Here is a 15,765-nt window from a genome sequence, read left to right as displayed (position 1 = left end):
GGTCACCAGGCGACCGGCAGCTCCTCCAGGCCGCTCACCATCAGTCCTGTCTTGCGCCGCACCTGGTCGGACGGCACGGCGAGGCGCATGCCGGGGAACTCCCGCAGCAAGGTGCCCAGCACGATCTGGAGCTCGACCCGCGCCAGCGCCGCGCCCAGGCAGAAGTGCGGGCCGAGGCCGAAGGACAGGTGCGGGTTGGGGTGCCGGGCGACGTCGAGCCGGTCGGGGTCGGTGAAATAGCGTTCGTCCCGGTTGGCCGACAGCACCCCGGCCATCACCATCTGGCCGGCCTGGATCGGCGTGCCACCCAGCTCCAGGTCCTCCTGCGTGAACCGCTGCCGGTCGATGTCGCCGAGCGTCTGGAAGCGCAGCAACTCCTCGACGGCGGTGACGATCAGGGACGGGTCGGCGTGGATCCTCGCCACCTCCGCGGGATGCTCCAGCAGGCGCCACATGCCGAGGCTGATCGCGTTGATGGTCGACTCGTGGCCGCCGATGAGCAGGCCGGTGGCGAGGTAGACCAGCTCCAGCTCGGTCAGCCGCTCCTCCTTGTCGCTGGCGGCCACCATGTCGCTGAGCAGGTCGTCACCCGGGTGCTCGCGCTTCCGCGCCACCTGCTCGCCGAAGTAGGCGAACAGGTCGTGCCAGGCGGTGACCACCTCCTCGCGGGGATAGGAGGTGACCGACAGCGTGCGGTCGGACCAGCCGCGGAACTTTTCGGAGTCCTCGTGCGGCACTCCGAGCAGCTCGCAGATGACCCTGATGGGCAGGGGCGAGGCGACGACGGAGACCAGATCGGCGGGGCTGCCGTGGCGGCGCAGGTCGTCGATCAGGGTGTCGGTGTGCTTCTGGATCGCGGGGCGCAGGGACTCCACCCGCCGGGGGGTGAAGGCCCTGCTCACCACGGCCCTCAGCGTGCGGTGCGGCGGCCCGTCCATGCCGAGCGTACGGGTGATCTGGCCGAGGTCCGCAGGAGGCGTGGCACGGTCGCCCGCGCGGGCCGTCCCCCGCGGGTTGAACGTGCGGTTGAACCGGGGGTCGGACAGCACCGCCGCCACGTCGTCGTACCGCGTCACCAGGAGCGCCTCGTCGCCGTTGGGCAGCTTCACCGGGCAGACGGGCTGCTCCTCGCGGAGCCGCCGCATGTGGGCAGGGGCCTGCGGTCCCATCAGCTCTTCGATCGTGCGGGGAGTGCTGGCGGGCGTCATCGCGCCATCCCTTCCGTTCCCGGGCCGCTTCGCCCCCACGATCGCATGGCGGCATTCCCCTGCGACCCCCCAGAAACCCCAGCATTTCGCCCCGGCCACGGCCAGATCGCCGTGCCGGTCAGACCTCCTCGGTGGCCGGCTCCTCGCGCCGGGAGCGGGCGGGCGGGATCGGGGTCTCCTTCAGGAACAGGCTGGCCACCAGGGGTATGGCAAGGATCACGGCGGCCACGAGGAACACCAGGTGCAGCACGTCGGCGAGGCCGGTGCGCATGGATCTCTCGGCCAGCTCGAACAGCGCTCGCTGCGCCTCGGGGACCTGCTCGCGCAGCCGGCCGACCTGGGCCGGGTCGAACAGCGTGGAAAGGTCCTGCGAGCCGCCGCCGGTGAGCTTGCTCAGCAGCTCGGGGGGAGCGCTGACCGTGGCGAGCCTGGAGGCGATCTCGGCGGACAGGCGGTTGGCCATGATGCTGCCGAGCACCACCACCGCCACCGTGCCGCCGAGGTTGCGCCAGAAGTTCACCTGGGCGGTGGCGACCCCCACGACCTCCTTGGCCATCGAGGCCTGGACGACCGCGGTGGACAGCGGCCAGACCAGGCCCATGCCCATGCCGAGCACCACGAGGTCCGCGACGACGTGCCAGTGGGGGCTGGTCAGCGTCACCGTGGTGAGCATGAGCAGCCCGGCGACCATCGCGGCCAGGCCTACCGTGCCGATGAACCGGTAGTAGCGCACGCGCGCGATGAGCTGGCCCGACACCGGCGAGGCCACCAGCATGCCGAGCAGCAGTGGGGTGAGCAGGGTGCCGGAGCCGGTCGCCGTCTCGCCGAGCACGCCCTGGTAGAGCAGCGGGATGAACACCGCCAGGCCGTACAAGCCGACGGCGGACAGGCCCGCGATGACCATGGCGATCGTGAACACCGGGTCCAGGAACAGGCCGAGCGGGACGATCGGGTTGGCGACGGCCCGCTCCACGAACAGGAAGACCGGCAGCCCGACCACCGACACCGCGATCAGGCCGAGCATCAGTGGCGACGTCCAGGCGTGGTCGTTGCTGATGGACAGCGCGATCAGGATGGGGACCAGCGCGACGGCCAGCGCCACGCAGCCGGCGAAGTCGATGTCCCGCCAGCTTCGCCGGGTCGCCACGTACGGCAGGAAGAAGAAGGTGAGCCCGACCGCGAGGGCGCCGATCGGCACGTTGACGTAGAAGATCCAGCGCCACCCCCAGTTGTCGGTGATGTAGCCGCCGAGCGGCGGCGCGGCCACCACGGACAGGCCGATGATCGCGCTGAAGACGCCATGCAGCTTGACCCGCTGGCGCACCGGATAGATGTCGGCGACCACGGCGAATGTCACGGCGGTGAGGACGCCGCCGAACAGGCCCTGCACGCCGCGGAGCAGGATCAGCTCCAGCGTGCTGGTCGAGGCGCCCACCAGCCAGGACGTGCCGAGGAAGCCGGCCAGGCCGATGAGCACCAGCGGTTTGCGGCCGAACAGGTCGCCGAGCTTGCCGGCGATGGGCATGAGGATGGTCGAGGTCACGAGGTAGGCCGTGACCACCCAGGCGTAGTAGTTCAGCCCTCGCAGGTCCGCGAGGATGCGCGGCATCGCGGTGCCGACGATGGTGCCGTCGAGGGAGACGACCAGCAGGGCGATGGCGACGCCCACGGTCGCCGCCACCTTGCGCGAGGAGGACAGGCGCGGCCCGTCGTCATCCGCCGGGGGAACGGACGGCTCTTCCTTCTGCGTCATTGCGACCTCCACGGTCGGCGGTATGCGGGGGATCGGCGGGCGCGTCGGAACCGGGGTCGTTCCGCTTCGCAGTGGCCCGCCTGACGTTCTGCACGAGACGGAGGCAGAGGTGCCGCAGCTGGAGCAGCTCCTCGGTGGTGATGCCGTCGGTGATCCCGACCTGGCGCTCCACCTGCGTGGACCAGATCTCGTCGACGCGCTCACGGCCGCGCGCGGTCAGTGTGGCGAGCAGTGAGCGACGGTCGCCCGGGTCGGACGCGCGCCGCACCAGCCCGTCCTTCTCCAGGGAGTCGACGAGGCCGGTCACCGAGGGAGGGGCGATCTCCAGCGCGGCGGCCAGGTGGACGAGGCGCATGCCCTGCGGCTGCCGGCGCAGCACCAGCAGCACCTGGAGGCGTGCCTCGCTCAGCCCGTGGCGCACGGCCCACCGCTCCAGCGCCCAGCGGTTGAGGCGGGCCGCCTGGTTGATCGCGGCGAAGGCCTCGACCACCGCGAGGGCCTCGTTCCCCAGCTCGTGGCCGACCAGGGCGCGCAGCTGCGGGTTGAACAGCAGGCCGGTGTCGTCGACCTCGAAGCCGGGCTCGTCGGGCATCGGTCCCCATCTCGTTAGGCCCCTAACTATAAGGCTCCTAAGTATATCCGGCAAGGCTTGCCCGCCGCCTGGGGATCCGGGCCGCTCACCGCTACCGAATTCCTCAGTCGCGGGGCTTTTCGACGAGCACGGGCGGCCATTTCCGAGGTCCTGCGGGAAAGCGCTGTTAGCGTGTTGCCGTGATCGGAACCGAATCGCCGATCTGGCGTCTTCTTCGCTCGGCCGGAGGCGCGGACGCTGATATCCGCGCCGCGATAGAGGAAATCGGCGAGGCGCCCGCCGCCGCGCTGCTGGCGGACGAGGTGGCCTCGCGGTGCGAGCCCCCGCCCAGCGGCTCCTCCGACATCCGGCCGTACCCCTCCGGCGGCTCCTTCGGCATACGGCCGGACCCGCTCGGCGGCTCTTTCGACATCCAGCTCGAACTGGCCGGCGCCGGGCGCTCGCATCCGTACGTGCTCCGCGTCTCGGCCTCCGGGGTCACCGCCTCCGCCGCCACGGCCGAGGACCCCGCCGCGCTGATCGCCTACGACCTCGTGGCGCTGGCGCGGGCGCTGTACGGCACGGGTGGGCGCGGGGAAGCGCGCGTCGAGGTGAACTGGCCGCCCGCCGAGCGGCTCGGCGAGGCGATCGCCTCCATCCACTCGCTGGCCCGGGCGGTGGAGTCGGTGCTCACGGCCTGCCGTACGGCGGACACGAACCTCGACCGCCTGGCCACCCGCTTCGGCTCCGACAAGTACGGGACCATGCACTGGTACACCCCGCACTACGCGCGCTACTTCGCACCGCTGCGCGACGAGCTGGTGCGGGTGCTGGAGATCGGCGTCGGCGGCTACCAGGACCCCGCGTCCGGTGGTGCGTCGCTGCGGATGTGGCAGCGGTACTTCCGGCGCGGCCTGGTCTTCGGGCTCGACCTGTTCCCCAAGACGGGCGTGCGGGGTCCCCGGATCCGCACCCTGGCGGGCGACCAGGGCGACCCCGCCGCGCTGCGCGCCCTGGCCGAGGAGCACGGCCCGTTCGACATCGTCATCGACGACGGCAGCCACATGAACGCCCACGTGCTGACGGCCCTGCGCGAGCTGTTCCCCCATGTACGGCCCGGCGGGCTGTACATCGTGGAGGACGTGCAGACCTCCTACTGGCCCATGTTCGGCGGCGGGCGCGACATGCCGGGCACCACGGCCGAATTCGCCAAGACGGTGGTCGACGGGCTGCACCACAGGGAGTTCACCGACCCCGGATACGTGCCGTCGTATTTCGACCGCCATGTGGTCGCGGCGCATTTCCACCACAATCTGATGGTCCTGGAAAAGGGTGACAACGACGAGCAGGCCGCTCCATCGTGGATTCCCCGCCGCTGAACGAGCAGGGCGCTCCGACATGGATTCCCACGCCGCTGAACATGGAGAATGAATGTCACACGTTCTCATTTGTTCCATAGGCCAGCTCGGCCACCTCAATCCCATGATCTCCCTCGCCCGGCACATCGCGGCGGCCGGGCACGAGGTGCGCGTCGCCACCGGTCCCGACATGGCCCACCAGGTGGCACACGCCGGCTTCCGGCACCTCCCCATCGGGGAGCCCGGCGAACTGCGTCCCGACGCGTTCACCGAGTCGCGGGGCCGGCGCCTGATCGCGGAGCTGACGCCCCGCTGGATCGAGGACCTGGAGCGCCACGTGGCGGCCTGGCGGCCCGACGTGATCGTGCGCCAGTGGCTGGAGGGCGCCAGCCTCGTCGTGGCCGCCCGGCTCGGCATCCCGCAGGTGATCTGCGAGGTCTGCCTGCGCCTGCCGCCCGAGCACTCCGCCTACCACCCGGCCCTGCGGATCGCCCGCGACTACGGCGTGGACCCCCGGGCCCTCGACGGCGACCTGTGGCTCGCCTGCTACCCGCCCCGCTTCGCCCGTCCCGGCACACCCCGCCTCCCGCACGAGCACCACATCAAGCCCCTCCTGTACGACCTGATGCCGGACGGCGAGCGCGCGGGCCCTGCCGTGCCGCCGCGGGGCAGGCCGTTCGTCTACGCCACCCTCGGCACCATGTACAACAAGGCGACCTCGGTGTTCGGGGCGCTGGCCGAGGCGTTCGACGGCCAGGACTACGACGTCCTGATGACCACCGGACCCGACTGCGACCCGGAGTCCGTGCTGCCCGGCGGGACTCCCGCCAACGTCCGCCTCGCCCGCTACGTGCCGCACTCCGCCGTCTTCCAGCGGTGCGACGTGGTCATCTCCCACGGCGGCTTCAACACGGTGATGTGCGCGCTGGCCGAGCGCGTGCCGCTGGGGCTCATCCCCCTCGGCTCCGACCACGGCACCAACGCCCGGCGCTGCGCCGCCCTGGGCGCCGCGCTCGTCTACCCCCGATGCGTCCAGGAGCCCTACCTGCACGTCGCGCCCGAGGACGTCGATCCGGGGCTGGTACGCGAGATGACCGCGACCCTGCTGTCGGAGGCGTCCTACCGCGCCGCCGCCCGCACGGTCGCCGAGGAGATCGCCGCCCTCCCCGGCCTCGACCACGCGGTACGGCTCATCGAGGACCTGCTGAAGCCCTGAGGCCGCGCTGGTCGTGGCTCTTGCGCCAGTATGCGGCGGAGTAGTCCACCCGCTCCAGGGTGATGTCCTCGGTGATGCTCTTGAGGTAGTCCTGCACCGCCTCGCGGCATTCCTCGATGGCGTGGTAGTCGTCCACGATCACGAAGCCGCCCGGGACCACCTTCGGGTAGAGGAGCCGCAGGGCGTCGTAGGTCGAGCCGTACAGGTCCGCGTCCAGCCTGAGCAGGGCGAGCCGGTCGATCGGGGCGCGGGGCAGCGTGTGGGAGAACCAGCCCGCCAGGAACCGGACCTGCTCGTCCAGCAGGCCGTACTTGGCGAAGGTCTGCTGCACCTCGGCCAGCGAGGTGCCGGCCAGGAAGCGGGCGTAGGCGGTCGAGGCCGGGTCGTCCACCTGCTCGGTCAGCTCGCTCAGCACGCCGAGGAGGGGGGAGGGGTGCCCGGCCTCGTCCCCGGTGCGCGGGAAGCCCTCGAAGGAGTCCGCCGCCCACACGTTCCGGTCGGTCACCGAGTACGCCTTGAGGGCGCCCCGCATGAACACGGCGGCGCCCCCGCGCGCGATCCCCGCCTCCATCAGGTCGCCCGGTATGCCCTCGGCCAGGATCCGCTCGATCAGGAGCTGCAGGTTGTCCAGCCGGGACATGCCGATCATCGTGTGCGCGATGCTCGGCCAGTCCTTGCCCTCCAGCCGCGCCTGCAGGTCGAAAACGTCGCGCGCCTGCCACGGGGTGGCTATCGGCGGGTCGGTGTAGATCAGGTTGAGCAGGCACCGCTTCAGCAGGTCCAGGTAGAGCGAGGTCCCGGCGCCGTCATCCGTGGTCACGGTCGCCTCCCCGCAACTCCAGGGGCAGCGAGAAGACCAGGCTCTCACGTGCCGACTCGACCTCCTCGACCTCGCCGAAGCCCAGCTCGCCGAGCCGTCGCAGAACACCGGTCACCAGCTCCTCCGGCACCGACGCCCCGCTGGTGACGCCGGCGGTGGCGACGCCCTCCAGCCAGGCGGGGTCGATCTCGGCCGCGTCGTCCACCAGGCGCGCCCCGCCCGCGCCGGCGTCCAGCGCCACCTCCACCAGCCTTCGCGAGTTGGAGGAGTTCGCCGAGCCCACCACGATGACGAAGTCGGAGCGGCGCGCGATGTCCTTGACCGCCGTCTGCCTGTTCTGGGTGGCGTAGCAGATGTCGTCGGAGGGCGGGCCGGCCAGGGCGGGGAACCGCTCGCGCAGCAGGCCGACCGTGGCCTCGGTCTCGTCGACCGACAGCGTGGTCTGCGACAGCCAGGCCACCCGCCCGGGGTCGCGGACGGTCACGTCGCGCACCCCCGCCGGGCCGTCCACGAGGTGGATGCGGTCGGGGGCCTCGCCCGCGGTGCCCTCGACCTCCTCGTGCCCCTCGTGGCCGATCAGCAGGATGTCGTACCCCTCGGCGGCGAACCGCCTGGCCTCCTTGTGCACCTTGGTCACCAGCGGGCAGGTCGCGTCGATCGCGCGCAGTCCGAGCCGCGCCGCCTCCTCGTGGACCTGGGGAGCGACGCCGTGCGCGGAGAAGACCACCACGGCGCCGGCCGGCACCTCGTCGGTCTCCTCGACGAACACCGCGCCCCGGCTCTCCAGGTCACGCACCACGAAGCTGTTGTGCACGATCTGCTTGCGCACGTACACGGGCGCGCCGTACCGCTCGATGGCACGCTCCACGGTCTGCACCGCGCGGTCCACGCCGGCGCAGTAGCCGCGCGGGCGCGCCAGCAGGATCCGGCGCGGGCGCTCGGTGGCGTTGTGGTTCTCCATGCGGGAGGGGCCTCCTGCCCGTTCGGGGGGGTTCAGCGGGGAAGGGCGGGCTCGGGGGCCTCGTCCTCTCCGGGGATGGGCAGGCCGCGCTCGGCCGCGATGCGCAGCGCCTCCTCCACCAGGGTCTCCACGATCTTCGACTCGGGTACGGTCGCGACGACCTCGCCCTTGACGAAGATCTGGCCCTTGCCGTTTCCCGAGGCCACGCCGAGGTCCGCCTCGCGCGCCTCGCCCGGGCCGTTCACCACGCATCCCATGACGGCCACCCGCAGCGGGACGTCCAGGCCCGCGAGCGCCGCCTGGGCGCGCTCGGCCAGGGTGTACACGTCGACCTGGGCCCGGCCGCAGGAGGGGCAGGAGACGATCTCCAGGCCGCGCTCGCGCAGCCCGAGCGACTCAAGGATGGCCGTCCCCACCTTGACCTCCTCGACGGGAGGCGCCGACAGCGACACCCTGATCGTGTCGCCGATGCCCTCCGCCAGCAGGATGCCGAACGCCACCGCGGACTTGACGGTGCCGGGGAAGCGGGGGCCGGCCTCGGTCACGCCCAGGTGCAGCGGGTAGTCGCACCGCTCGGCCAGCCGCCGGTACGCCTCGATCATCACCAGCGGGTCGTGGTGCTTGACCGAGATCTTGATGTCGCGGAAGCCGTGCTCCTCGAACAGCGAGCACTCCCACAGCGCCGACTCCACCAGGGCCTCGGCCGTCGGCCTGCCGTGCTTCTCCAGGAGCCGCTGGTCGAGCGACCCGGCGTTGACGCCGATCCGGATGGGCACCGCCGCCTCGCCGGCCGCCTTGGCGATCTCGGCCACCTTGTCGTCGAACCGCTTGATGTTCCCCGGGTTGACCCGTACGGCGGCGCAGCCCGCGTCGATGGCCGCGAACACGTATCTGGGCTGGAAGTGGATGTCGGCGATGACCGGGATGCGCGACTTGCGGACGATCGTCGCCAGGGCGTCGGCGTCGTCCTGCGTCGGCACCGCCACCCGGACGATCTGGCAGCCGCTCGCGGTCAGCTCGGCGATCTGCTGCAGCGTGGCGTCGATGTCGGCGGTGACCGTCGTCGTCATGGACTGCACGGTCACGGGCGCGTCGCCGCCCACTGGCACCGTGCCCACCATGATCTGGCGGGACGCCCGGCGCCGCTTGGGCAGGCGTGTGGGCGGCCCGGGCAGGCCCAGGTTCACCACCGTCCCGGCGGTCGGCGTGCTGGTCATTGGCGTCTCCTGCCGTGGTCTTCCGTCAGATGGCCCGCGGTACCGGCCCTCGCGGCGCCGGTTCCCGCCCGTGCTCGGCGGCCCGGTCGCCGCCCTGATGCTCAGATCGACCGGACGTGGCCGATCAGGTCGCGGTCGCGTGCCGCCGTCCAGGCGGCTATCTCGGCCGCGACGGCCTCGCCGGTGAGGCCGAAGTCGGCGAGCAGCTCGGCTCGCCTGGCGTGGCCGGCGAACCCCTGCGGGATGCCGTACGTCCGGACGGGCCGTTCCACGCCGTGGTCGCGCAGCAGCCTCGCCACGCCGTCGCCGACGCCGCCGACCCGGCAGTTGTCCTCGACCACCGCGGTGAAGCGGTGGCGCGCGGCCAGCTCCGCCAGCGACTCGTCCAGCGGCGCGACCCAGCGCGGGTCGACCACGGTGACGGCGAGGCCCGCCTCGCGCAGCGCGTGCGCCGCCGCCACGCAGACGCCGGCCATCGCGCCGCAGGACACGAGCAGGACGTCCTCCCCCTTGACGTGGTGGAGCACGTCGAGCGTCCCCACGGCGCCCACGGCCGGGATGTCGTCCCCGGCCGGGCCCTTGGGGAACCGTACGACGGTCGGTCCCTGCGCGTGCTCGACCGCCTGCCGCAGCAGCTCGCCCAGCCGGGACGCGTCCCGGGGCGCGGCGATGCGCAGCCGGGGCACCATCTGCAGCAGCGACAGGTCCCACATGCCGTTGTGGCTCGGCCCGTCGTCGCCGGTCACCCCGGCCCGGTCCAGGACGAAGGTCACCGGCAGGCCGTGCAGCGCCACGTCCATCAGGAGCTGGTCGAAGGCGCGGTTGAGGAACGTCGAGTAGATCGCCACCACCGGGTGGAACCCGGCACTGGCCAGCCCCGCGGCCGAGGCGACCGCGTGCTGCTCGGCGATGCCCACGTCGTACGTGCGGTCGGGGTAGCGCTCGGCGAACGGCGCGAGCCCCGCGGGGTGCAGCATCGCCGCCGTGATCGCCACGATGTCCGGGCGCTCCCCGCCGAGGGCCACCAGCGTGTCGGCGAACGTCCTGGTCCAGGTGGCGCCGGGACGGGGGAGCTGCACGCCGGTGCCGGGGTCGAACGGGCCGGGGGAGTGCAGCCGCTCGACCGGGTCGGTCTCGGCCGGGGTGTAGCCGTAGCCCTTGCTGGTGACGCAGTGGACCACCACCGGCGCCCTGAGGTCCCTGGCGTGTCGCAGCGCCTCCTCCACCGCCGGCTCGTCGTGCCCGTCGACGGGGCCGAGGTAGGCGATGCCGAGCTCCTCGAAGATGTTCCCGCCCTCCCCGGCCGGCTTGTCGCGCAGCTCGGCGAGCCGGCGGGCGATCCCTCCGGCGGTGGGGCAGTATGAGCGGCCGTTGTCGTTGAGCACGATGACGACCGGCCGGTTGCGCGCCGCGCCGATGTTGTTGAGCGCCTCCCACGCCATCCCGCCGGTCAGCGCGCCGTCCCCCACGACCACCACCACGTGGCGGTCGTCCTCGCCGCTCAGCGTGTGCGCCTTGGCGAAGCCGTCGGCGTACGACAGGGCGGTGGAGGCGTGGGAGTTCTCGATGATGTCGTGAACCGACTCCGACCGGTTGGGGTAGCCCGACAGCCCGTCGCGGGTCCGTAGCCGGGCGAAGCCCTCCCGCCGCCCGGTCAGCAGCTTGTGCACGTAGGTCTGGTGGCCGGTGTCGAACAGGATGCGGTCGGCCGGCGAGCGGAACACCCGGTGCACGGCGATGGTGAGCTCGACCGCTCCGAGGTTCGACCCGAGGTGGCCCCCGGAGCGCGAGACCGCGCCGACGAGAAACTCGCGGATCTCCCAGGCGAGGCGGCCGAGTTCCTCGGAGTCGAGTCCGCCCAGGTCACCCGGCTCGGTGATGCCCTCAAGCAGGCTCATGCCGTTCACCTCGTGTCTCCTTGTGATCGCGCGGCCGGTCTTCATCTCACCCGGCTGACGGTGCGCTCGACGAACCCGGCCAGCTGGTCCCGGCTCCGGGTCGGGGGCAGCAGGGCGAGCGCGGCCCTGGCCCGCTCCGCGTACGTGCGGGCCATCGACGTGGAAAGGGTGATGGCGTCGGTGCGCCGGAGCACGTCGCCGACGGCGTCCAGCGCCTCGTCCACGCCCATCTCCCCGAGGAAGGCGGCATCGAGGACGTCCCGCTCGCCGCTCCCGCCGTTCTGGTAGGCGAAGATGATCGGCAGCGTCAGCCTGCGGTTCTTGATGTCGCTGGTCGCGGGCTTGCCCGTCATCTCGGCGCCGGTGACGTAGCCCAGCAGGTCGTCCTGGATCTGGAAGGCGATTCCGAGGCTCTCGCCGTAGTCGCCGAGAGCGCGCACCCATTCCGGCGGGCCGCCGCCGAGGACGGCGCCGCACTGGCACGCGCCGCTGAACAGGGCCGCGGTCTTCATCTTGATCATCCGCAGGTACGCGTCGATGTCGCGGACCGACCTGCTGGTGATCTCCGCCTCCAGCGCCTGGCCGCGGCAGAGTTCGACGCCCGCGCGGGCCACGATCTCCATGGCGGTGACGATGCGGTCGTCCGGCACGCCGCGGGCACGGCACTCGGACAGGCACACGAAGATCTGGAAGAGCAGCGCGTCACCGGCCACGATGGCGTTGTCCATGCCGAACTTGCGGTAGACCGCCGGGCGGCCCCGGCGCATCGCGTCGCCGTCGATGATGTCATCGTGGATGAGGCTCGCCACGTGGCCGCACTCGGTGCCCACGGCGGCGGGGAGCACGTCGGGGATCCGCCCGCCGACCGCCTCGGCGGACAGCAACAGCAGGATCGGCCTGAACAGCTTGGCCGGCGCGGTCAGCGCATAGGCGCAAATCTCGTCCAGCGGGTCGGCTATTTCCTCGCGTGATTCCTGTGGGCTTTCACCGTACGTCCAGCGCCGTTTCACCTCGTTTTCAACGAGGAACAGGTGGGCCGGTGGAATTTCGCCGTCCGGCGATCCGGCCCGGGGGTCGGATCGAACGGCGGCACGACCATCGCTGCGTACGGTGACATCGCTGTTACCCATGGCGCCTTCCATTTATGTCGTCGGCCATGCCGCAGCCCATGTTTCGGGGTGGCGAAGATCCGGTCAAGGGAGATGTCGTGGCGCGGCCCCACAGACTAGGGAAACTCCTAGGGCCCCATCTGCGCTTATCCCTAGGTTCCATTGGCCGGGAGGATCTGTCTGAGTAACTTCGGGTGCAGATTTCAGGGCCAGGGGGGAAAGCAGCTTCTGCGCCGGCAATGGCCCCGAGCCGTCATTATCGAGCCCGAACGAGGCCACCTGCCATGGACATGGAAAAACGCATTCTCGTTGGTGTCGTACAGCAAGGTGTATGGGATATGGCGCTGGAGTCCATGCCCCTCGCCGCCGGCTATCTCAAGTCCACCGCACTCGCCGACGACCGGATCAGGCGGGAGGCCGACATCCGGATATTCAATTTCGGCGGCGGCACCTCGATCTCCGCGATGGCCACCGAGATCTTCAGCGAGCGGTGCCCGCAGATCTTCGCCTGCTCGGTGCTCGGCTGGAACTTCCGCGCCTTCGGGTCGCTCGCCGAGACGTACAAGCGGATGAACCCGGACGGATGGGTGGTGTTCGGTGGTACGCACGTCGCGCACCAGGCCGAGCGGGTCTTCCGGCTGTTCCCCGCCGTGGACGTCATCGTCAACGGTGAGGGCGAGTTGGTCTTCCGCGACCTCGTCAACGCCCACCTCGACGGGCGCCCGGTGCACGACCTCGGCCACATCGAGGGCATCTCGTTCCGCGACACCGGGCAGATGATCCACACCACCGCGCCGAGGGAGCGCATCGAGAACCTCGACGTCATCCCCTCGCCGATCCTGTCCGGCGCCCTGGACATGGTGGACGCCGAGGGCCGGTTCCGCTACGACGTCGCCCTGATGGAGACCAACAGGGGATGCCCGTACAAGTGCTCCTTCTGCTTCTGGGGCGGCGCGGTCGGCCAGCGGGTCAAGGCGTTCTCCCGCGAGCGGCTGCGCGCCGAGCTGGAGGTGTTCGCCAAGCTCCAGGTCGAGACCATCGCCCTGTGCGACGCCAACTTCGGGATGCTCCCGATCGACGAGGAGTTCGTCGACGACCTCATCGAGATCCGCGACCGGTACGGCTACCCGCGCGCCCTGGAGAGCTCGTGGGCCAAGAACAAGTCCAAGGTCTTCTACTCCATCGTCCGCAAGATGAAGAGGGCCGGCCTGCGCAGCTCGTTCACCCTGTCGCTCCAGACGCTTAGCGACGAGGCGCTGTCGTTGATGAATCGCCGCAACATGAAGGTGAACGACTGGGAAGACCTGGTCACCTGGCTCAACGCGGAAGGGCTCGAATGCTACGCCGAGCTCATCTGGGGCGCGCCGGGGGAGACCGTCGAGTCGTTCTACGAGGGGTACGACAGGCTGGCGAGCCGCATCGCGCGCATCGCCGTGTATCCGCTGCTCCTGCTGCCCAACACCGAGTACTACGACAAGCGCGACGAGCACGGCATCGTGGCCGTGCGGGGCGACACCGACGACTTCGAGTACTCGCTGGCCCACAACACCATCAGCTTCGCCGAGAACCTGCACATGCAGAAGTTCATGTTCTGGGCGCGGGTGATGGCCGAGTACACGGTGCTGCGCCACGCCTGGGCGCCGCTGCGCGTCCTCGGCGGTCTCAGCCAGTCGGGGGTGCTGCGCAACATCCAGCACTGGATGGAGGAGACCGACGACCCGGCCGCCGAACCGCTGCGCGCCCTGCTGCTGCGCGCCGCCGCCGACCAGGACGCCTACGGCCCCGCGGTCGCCTACCTGCTGAGCGACGGCGAGGCCAAGCGCCTGCTGACGCGCTGGTGGAACGAGTCGATGCGCCCCGTGCTGCCCCCCGAGGCGGTGCCGGTGCTCGACGACATCTTCCAGTACGACCTGCTGACCCACCCGATCCTGCGCCGCGACGACGTCTTCGACACGACCGAGGCGCTTCCGATGGTGCGCGTCGGCAACGACGACTACTTCCTGCGCTCCGGCCTGAAGTTCGAGCACGACGTGCCGGCGATCCTGGACGCGATGCGCACGGGGGAGCCGCCGGACCTGTCACCCTTCCCGGTCACGCTGGACCTGTACTACCGCACCGGCTTCGAGAACTTCCTCGGCACGACGAACCACGAGGAGATCATCTACTTCATGGGCATGAGCCGCCGGCAGATCGACGCCGCGACGCCCCCGCCGGCCGTCGAGGCCGGATCACCGGCCCTGGGGTGACACGCCCGGTCGCGCCGGCGTCGGACACGCTAGCGCGCGTTCGGCGTGGCCGCGCCGTTCATCGTCCCCCAGCCGAGGCGGTAGGACGTCCAGTCGTAGTCCGTGGCGGTGAAGTCGACGTAGAGGGCGACGCCGAAGCGCTCTCGGCCGGCGGTGCCGAGACCGAGGCGGACCCCCTTGATGGCCGCGCTCACGGTCTCGGCGGAGGCGTGGTGGGTCGGGTTCTCGTCGTGGTAGGCGGGCAGCCCCATGAGCAGCCGGGTGCCGGGCGGGACGGCCGCGAGGGCGAGCTCGGTCTGCCGCCGGACGTAGCCGGCGTAGAGGGCCTCGGTCGGCTGCGCCGTGTCGTAGCTCATCACCGCCACCTGGTCGAGGCGCCGGGCGACCTGGGTCAGGTAGCCGGGGGTCCACCACTTGGCGTACCCGAGGAGGCGGCCGCCCAGGCTCATGCCCGGCACCGGTTCGACGTGGTGGGCCGACATCGACAGCACGCCGTGGCCGGGCGGTATGGCGGCACGGGTGGCGTCGAGCAGTGTGAGCAGGCCGGCGTCGCCGTCGGGCACCGGCTCGAAGTTGTAGTGGATGCCGTCGAAGCCCGTGGCCAGCGCCTGCCCGGCCGACCGCACGATGTTGGCGCGCACGGCGGGGGAGGAGAGGTCCAGCTCGCCTGGCTCGACCCGCTGCCCGAGCCAGGCGTGTACGCGCAGGCCCGGCATGATGCTGTGAAGCGCGGCGACGGCCCAGGCGGCGCGCGGATACAGGGAGGCGGGCAGGGTGCCGTCGTAGTCCAGCGGCCCGGTGTGCAGATACAGGTCGCTGATGCCGCTGCCCCGGAGCCGGGTGGCGAGCGCGGCCAGCTCGCGGTCGCCGTTGCGCCCGTCCACCCAGGCGTGCCCGAGCCACACCGCGTCCTGGCCGCGCGTGTACGAACGCGGCGCCGGAGTGCCGAGGCTCAGCGCGTACAGCGAGGCGCCGCCCGCCATGAAGATCAGCACAGGAACGGACACGAGCACCACGACCGCCCGCCACACCCGCGACCACCGTCCAGGCGCTCCCGCCGCGACGCGTCCGGGATCCTCCGGCCCGGTCGGGGGCGGCCGGTCGTCGAGTCCCGGATCCGCAGTCCCGGTCGGGGGCGGCCGGTCGCTGCGTTCCGGTTCCGCAGTCCCGGTCGTGGGCGGCCGGTCGCTGCGTTCCGGTTCCGCAGTCCCGGTCGTGGGCGGCTGGTCGTCGAGTCCCGGTTCGTCCGGCCCTGTCATCGGAGGCCCGTCGTCGTGGCGATCTTGGTGCTCAGCGTCTCGGTCCCTTCGACGTGACGGCCTCCGCGCGCGGGCCTTGGCGCTCGTACGGCCCTGCGTCCTGGCCGGGCGCGGCCCGCTCGCGATCAGTGATCCGGAACCCCCCGAAC

12 protein-coding genes are annotated in these 15,765 nt (G+C 71.3%); 3 read left to right on the top strand and 9 right to left on the bottom strand.

Annotated features, from left to right (window positions below; all coding sequences use genetic code 11):
- Positions 1–2 precede the first annotated feature (2 nt).
- The 3 genes from ACOZ38_RS33435 to ACOZ38_RS33425 all read right to left on the bottom strand — a co-directional run bounded on the left by ACOZ38_RS33435 (position 3) and on the right by ACOZ38_RS33425 (position 3,553).
- Complete coding sequence (locus tag ACOZ38_RS33435; protein ID WP_424535048.1) at positions 3–1,208, bottom strand: cytochrome P450; 1,206 nt, start codon at positions 1,206–1,208, stop codon at positions 3–5.
- Between the two features lie 118 nt (positions 1,209–1,326).
- On the bottom strand, positions 1,327–2,961 hold the full coding sequence (locus tag ACOZ38_RS33430; RefSeq protein WP_424535047.1) for a DHA2 family efflux MFS transporter permease subunit: 1,635 nt from the start codon (positions 2,959–2,961) through the stop codon (positions 1,327–1,329).
- Complete coding sequence (locus ACOZ38_RS33425) at positions 2,921–3,553, bottom strand: MarR family winged helix-turn-helix transcriptional regulator (RefSeq protein ID WP_424535046.1); 633 nt, start codon at positions 3,551–3,553, stop codon at positions 2,921–2,923. Before ACOZ38_RS33425 ends, ACOZ38_RS33430 begins: the two co-directional genes overlap by 41 nt.
- A gap of 179 nt (positions 3,554–3,732) precedes the next feature.
- Between ACOZ38_RS33425 and ACOZ38_RS33420 the strand changes: the two genes are divergently transcribed.
- Both ACOZ38_RS33420 and ACOZ38_RS33415 read left to right on the top strand, forming a co-directional pair.
- The gene (locus ACOZ38_RS33420; RefSeq protein ID WP_424535045.1) at positions 3,733–4,911 is read left to right on the top strand and encodes a hypothetical protein; all 1,179 of its coding nucleotides are present in this window, start codon (positions 3,733–3,735) and stop codon (positions 4,909–4,911) included.
- Between the two features lie 52 nt (positions 4,912–4,963).
- On the top strand, positions 4,964–6,106 hold the full coding sequence (locus ACOZ38_RS33415; protein ID WP_424535044.1) for a nucleotide disphospho-sugar-binding domain-containing protein: 1,143 nt from the start codon (positions 4,964–4,966) through the stop codon (positions 6,104–6,106).
- Here ACOZ38_RS33415 and ACOZ38_RS33410 read toward each other — a convergent pair.
- The 5 genes from ACOZ38_RS33410 to ACOZ38_RS33390 form a co-directional block, all read right to left on the bottom strand.
- Positions 6,081–6,926, bottom strand: coding sequence for a TylF/MycF/NovP-related O-methyltransferase (locus tag ACOZ38_RS33410; RefSeq protein ID WP_424535043.1), 846 nt, complete (start codon positions 6,924–6,926; stop codon positions 6,081–6,083). The two genes, ACOZ38_RS33415 and ACOZ38_RS33410, sit on opposite strands and share 26 nt — an antisense overlap.
- Positions 6,913–7,887, bottom strand: a complete 975-nt coding sequence (locus ACOZ38_RS33405) for a 4-hydroxy-3-methylbut-2-enyl diphosphate reductase (protein WP_424535042.1) — start codon at positions 7,885–7,887, stop codon at positions 6,913–6,915. Before ACOZ38_RS33405 ends, ACOZ38_RS33410 begins: the two co-directional genes overlap by 14 nt.
- A 32-nt stretch (positions 7,888–7,919) precedes the next feature.
- Positions 7,920–9,104, bottom strand: a complete 1,185-nt coding sequence (gene ispG / locus ACOZ38_RS33400) for a flavodoxin-dependent (E)-4-hydroxy-3-methylbut-2-enyl-diphosphate synthase (RefSeq protein ID WP_424535041.1) — start codon at positions 9,102–9,104, stop codon at positions 7,920–7,922.
- Positions 9,105–9,205: 101 nt separating this feature from the next.
- Complete coding sequence (locus tag ACOZ38_RS33395) at positions 9,206–11,002, bottom strand: 1-deoxy-D-xylulose-5-phosphate synthase (RefSeq protein WP_424535040.1); 1,797 nt, start codon at positions 11,000–11,002, stop codon at positions 9,206–9,208.
- 41 nt (positions 11,003–11,043) lie between these two features.
- The gene (locus ACOZ38_RS33390) at positions 11,044–12,132 is read right to left on the bottom strand and encodes a polyprenyl synthetase family protein (protein ID WP_424535039.1); all 1,089 of its coding nucleotides are present in this window, start codon (positions 12,130–12,132) and stop codon (positions 11,044–11,046) included.
- Positions 12,133–12,350: 218 nt separating this feature from the next.
- Here ACOZ38_RS33390 and ACOZ38_RS33385 point away from each other — a divergent pair, with 218 nt between their 5' ends.
- The gene (locus tag ACOZ38_RS33385) at positions 12,351–14,357 is read left to right on the top strand and encodes a KedN5 family methylcobalamin-dependent radical SAM C-methyltransferase (protein ID WP_424535038.1); all 2,007 of its coding nucleotides are present in this window, start codon (positions 12,351–12,353) and stop codon (positions 14,355–14,357) included.
- A 29-nt stretch (positions 14,358–14,386) separates the two neighbouring features.
- Here ACOZ38_RS33385 and ACOZ38_RS33380 read toward each other — a convergent pair whose 3' ends face one another.
- Positions 14,387–15,364: a hypothetical protein gene (locus ACOZ38_RS33380; protein WP_424535037.1), complete on the bottom strand. Its 978-nt coding sequence runs from the start codon at positions 15,362–15,364 to the stop codon at positions 14,387–14,389.
- Positions 15,365–15,765: the final 401 nt, after the last annotated feature.

It is taken from the genome of Sphaerisporangium viridialbum (genome assembly GCF_049674955.1).
GTDB lineage: Bacteria > Actinomycetota > Actinomycetes > Streptosporangiales > Streptosporangiaceae > Sphaerisporangium > Sphaerisporangium viridialbum.
The sequence above is the reverse complement of the archived record's forward strand: the minus strand, read 5'-3'. Positions and strand labels throughout refer to the sequence as shown.

Bases quoted from the DNA above. Each gene is read 5' to 3' on its own strand.
- ACOZ38_RS33430 (WP_424535047.1), bottom strand. From the start codon at position 2,961: ATGACGCAGAAGGAAGAGCCGTCCGTTCCCCCGGCGGATGACGACGGG.
- ACOZ38_RS33425 (WP_424535046.1), bottom strand. From the start codon at position 3,553: ATGCCCGACGAGCCCGGCTTCGAGGTCGACGACACCGGCCTGCTGTTC.
- ACOZ38_RS33385 (WP_424535038.1), top strand. From the start codon at position 12,351: ATGGCCCCGAGCCGTCATTATCGAGCCCGAACGAGGCCACCTGCCATG.
- ACOZ38_RS33390 (WP_424535039.1), bottom strand. From the start codon at position 12,132: ATGGGTAACAGCGATGTCACCGTACGCAGCGATGGTCGTGCCGCCGTT.
- ACOZ38_RS33415 (WP_424535044.1), top strand. From the start codon at position 4,964: ATGTCACACGTTCTCATTTGTTCCATAGGCCAGCTCGGCCACCTCAAT.
- ACOZ38_RS33435 (WP_424535048.1), bottom strand. From the start codon at position 1,208: ATGACGCCCGCCAGCACTCCCCGCACGATCGAAGAGCTGATGGGACCG.
- ACOZ38_RS33405 (WP_424535042.1), bottom strand. From the start codon at position 7,887: ATGGAGAACCACAACGCCACCGAGCGCCCGCGCCGGATCCTGCTGGCG.
- ACOZ38_RS33395 (WP_424535040.1), bottom strand. From the start codon at position 11,002: ATGAGCCTGCTTGAGGGCATCACCGAGCCGGGTGACCTGGGCGGACTC.
- ispG (WP_424535041.1), bottom strand. From the start codon at position 9,104: ATGACCAGCACGCCGACCGCCGGGACGGTGGTGAACCTGGGCCTGCCC.